This is a genomic window from Trebonia sp., assembly GCF_049794275.1.
Lineage (GTDB): Bacteria > Actinomycetota > Actinomycetes > Streptosporangiales > Streptosporangiaceae > Trebonia.
The window spans coordinates 1-3,208 of the sequence record NZ_JBARCR010000119.1 but is presented as its reverse complement, the minus strand read 5'-3'; the positions used below and the strand labels follow the sequence as shown (position 1 = coordinate 3,208).

The window sequence follows — 3,208 nt, the reverse complement described above, 5'->3', positions numbered from 1 at the left end:
GCTCTGTGCAGCGCGTCGAGCACCCCGGGAAACGTGGGGTCCTCAGTCACCGCCGCGCGCCCGGCGCCCACCTCGCAGCTGACCAGCAGGTCGAGCGCCTGCTGGCCGCCGGTCGTGATGATGATCTGCGACGGGTCGGTGGGCACGCCGTGCCGCGCGGTGAGCATGTCCGCGATGGCGGCCCGCAGCGCCGGCAGGCCGTACGGAAGGTAGCCGGTGCCCGCGGTCAGCGCCCGCCGTGCGGCGCCGGACAGCACCGACGCCGGGTCGTCGAGCGCGGCGGCGACCTGCGGCGCGCAGTCCACCGCCGCCAGCGTCAGGTCGAACGACACCGCGGAGGTCTCGAGCATCCCGGTGAAGAACCCGTTGGCCCGGTGCACCGCTGCCGGCGTGACGCGGTGCGGCACGATCCTGGTCCCCGAGCCCTGGCGGCTCTCCGCCATCCCGTCGTCGCGAAGCAGCTGGTAGGCCAGCGCGACGGTGTTGCGGCTGACGGCAAGCACCGCGGCGAGCTCGCGTTCCGGCGGCAGCCGCGTGCCTGGCGGCAGCGACCCGGTGTCGGCCAGCCGTCCGATCCGGCTGGCCAGCAGCCGGTACAGCGGCCCGTCGGCGGCGGACCAGCGGCCGAGCAGGTCCGCGAGGGCAGGCCCGCCGATCCGGGCCACGGTATTCCTGGGCACGGTATTCCTGGGCACTGTGTTCCGTACCACTGGGTTCCGCACCACTGGAGCATCGATTGGCACCGTCACAATAAGGCCAATCATGCCACGGCTGCCGCCATGACCGCCGGCCGTGGCCAGCCCGGGGATCCCGGGAGTCGGTTAGCGACGCCCTTCCTGGGCAGCGGCACCTGATGACTGTTATGGGCGGCCGCGCAGGAACAGATAATGGGGGGGTGGTCTCTGCTGCGAAAGCGACGGATGACGGCGGCGCGACCGCCCGTCAGGTCTTCACGTCGCGCCTGAAAGGGCGGCCGCTGGTCGACAGCGACGGGCTGCTCATCGGCCGGGTCAGCAATGTCGTGTTGCTGCCCCTGGTCGGGAACGAGCCGCCCCGTGCGCTCGGGCTCGTGGTGGCGCTGCGGCGGCGGTCCATCTTCGTCGGGTTCGGGCGGGTCGGGGAGCTGTCCCTCGACGGGGCGCACCTGCTCGGCGGCACGGTCGACCTGGATCCCTTCACCCAGCGGACCGGGGAGATCATGGCGTCGGAGCTCTACGGGCGGCACGCCGCGGGCGGGATCGTCGTCGACGTCGCCATCGTCCGCAGCGATCCGCGGCCCGGCTGGGAGGTCAGCGCGGTCGCCATCAGGCGCGGCCTGGTGCTGCGCGCCCGCAGCCCGGAGATCGTGCCCTGGCAGGACGCCAGGGAGCTGTTCGACGCCGGCCCGCTCACGGAACAGCTCACCAGCCTGCGCGAGATGGAGCCGGCCGACCTGGCCGCCGCGGTCGGACAGATGCCCGCGGCCAGGCGCGGCCAGCTCGCCGCCGCCCTCGACGACGAGGAGCTGGCCGACCTGCTCGAGGAGCTGCCAGAGCAGGACCAGGTCCGGCTGCTTGACAGCCTCGAGCTCGAGCGCAGCGCGGACGTGGTGGAGGAGATGCAGCCCGACGACGCCGCTGACCTGCTCGCCGAGATGCCGGCCGAGCAGCGGGAACGGCTGCTGCTCGCGATGCGCTCCGTGCAGGCCGACGAGCTGCGGCGGCTGCTGCGCTACGACGCGAAGACGGCTGGCGGCCTGATGACTTCCCAGCCGATCGTCTTCACGCCGGACACGCCGGTAGCCGAGGTGCTCGCCCGGGTCAGGGACAAGACGCAGCCCGCCACCCTGGCCGCGCAGGTCTATGTCTGCGAGCCACCCGCGATGACGCCGACCGGGCTGTACCTGGGCAGCGTGGGTTTCCAGCGGCTGCTGCGCCGCGCGCCGTCCACGTCGATCGGCGAGTGCGTCGAGGCGCGGCTCTTCGTCCGGCCGGAAATGCCGGAGCGGGAGCTGGCTGCCCGGCTGGCGGCGTACAACCTGATGGGCGTCGCGGTGTGCGACTCAGACGGGCGGCTGCTCGGCGCCGTCACCGTGGACGACGTGCTGGACCGGCTGCTGCCGGTGGACTGGCGGGCAGGAGGGACCGAGACACGATGACACGGTTCACCGGGCGCCGCCTGGGCGAGCGCAGCGACCTGTCGGTGCCGCGCGGCGCGGCGCCGATGGGCGCCAGGTACGACGCGGACGCCTTCGGGCGGTTTTCGGAGGCGATCGCGCGGTTCCTCGGCACCGGCCGGTTCCTGTTCGGCCAGACGGTGTTGGTGATCTTCTGGATCATCCTCAACTCGATCGCCGCCTTCCACCACTGGGACCCGTATCCGTTCATCCTGCTCAACCTCGCCTTCTCCACCCAGGCCGCGTACGCGGCGCCGCTGATCCTGCTCGCGCAGAACCGGCAGGACGACAGGGACCGGGCCAACATCGAGCGCGACCGCGAGGTGGCCGCGCGAACCCAGGCCGACACCGAGTACCTGGCGCGCGAGCTCGCCGCCGTCCGGCTCGCGCTCTCCGACGTGGTGACCACCACGGACCTCGAGGACATGATGGGCAGGATGGCCAAGATGATCGCCGACCGGCAGTTCCCCGACGGTGACGACTCGTTCCCGGGCACCGGGTCCCGTGGCGAATCGTGAGCTGGTCGTTCTCGGCACGGCGAGCCAGGCGCCCACCAGAACCCGCAACCACAACGGGTACTTCCTGCGCTGGGACGGTGAGGGCCTGCTGTTCGACCCGGGGGAGGGCACCCAGCGTCAGATGCTGTTCGCGGGTGTTACCGCGAGCCAGGTCACCCGCGTGCTTATTACGCACTTCCACGGCGACCACTGCCTGGGGGTGCCCGGCGTGCTGCAGCGGATGTCCCTGGACCGAGTCCCGCACCCGGTGCGGGCGTACTACCCCGCGGCGGATGCCGAGGTGTTCTGGCGGCTGCGGCACGCGTCGCTGTTTCACGACACGCTCACGCTGGTGGAGCATCCGGTGGACGGCGACGGAGTGGTGGCGGACCGGACGGACGGCGCGGGGAGTGACGGCTTCCGGCTGGAGGCGCGGGCCCTGTCGCACCTGGTGCCCGCTGTGGGCTACCGGCTGGTCGAGCCGGACGGGCGGCGGATGCTGCGCGACGAGCTCGCCGCCCGCGGCATCGCCGGTCCCGACGTCGGCCGCCTGCGC

4 protein-coding genes are annotated in these 3,208 nt (G+C 72.4%); 3 read left to right on the top strand and 1 reads right to left on the bottom strand.

From position 1 onward, the window contains the following. Positions 1 to 680: aminotransferase class I/II-fold pyridoxal phosphate-dependent enzyme (locus WA805_RS03265; protein ID WP_425241609.1), on the bottom strand; the 680-nt coding region annotated here is incomplete at its 3' end. Between the two features lie 215 nt (positions 681 to 895). Between WA805_RS03265 and WA805_RS03260 the strand changes: the two genes are divergently transcribed. The 3 genes from WA805_RS03260 to WA805_RS03250 all read left to right on the top strand — a co-directional run. Then, positions 896 to 2,137, top strand: coding sequence for a magnesium transporter MgtE N-terminal domain-containing protein (locus WA805_RS03260; RefSeq protein ID WP_422289816.1), 1,242 nt, complete (start codon positions 896 to 898; stop codon positions 2,135 to 2,137). Then, positions 2,134 to 2,673, top strand: coding sequence for a DUF1003 domain-containing protein (locus WA805_RS03255; RefSeq protein WP_422289815.1), 540 nt, complete (start codon positions 2,134 to 2,136; stop codon positions 2,671 to 2,673). Before WA805_RS03260 ends, WA805_RS03255 begins: the two co-directional genes overlap by 4 nt. Then, the coding region (locus tag WA805_RS03250; protein WP_425241608.1) for an MBL fold metallo-hydrolase at positions 2,660 to 3,208 on the top strand (549 nt) is incomplete at its 3' end. The genes WA805_RS03255 and WA805_RS03250, both read left to right, overlap by 14 nt.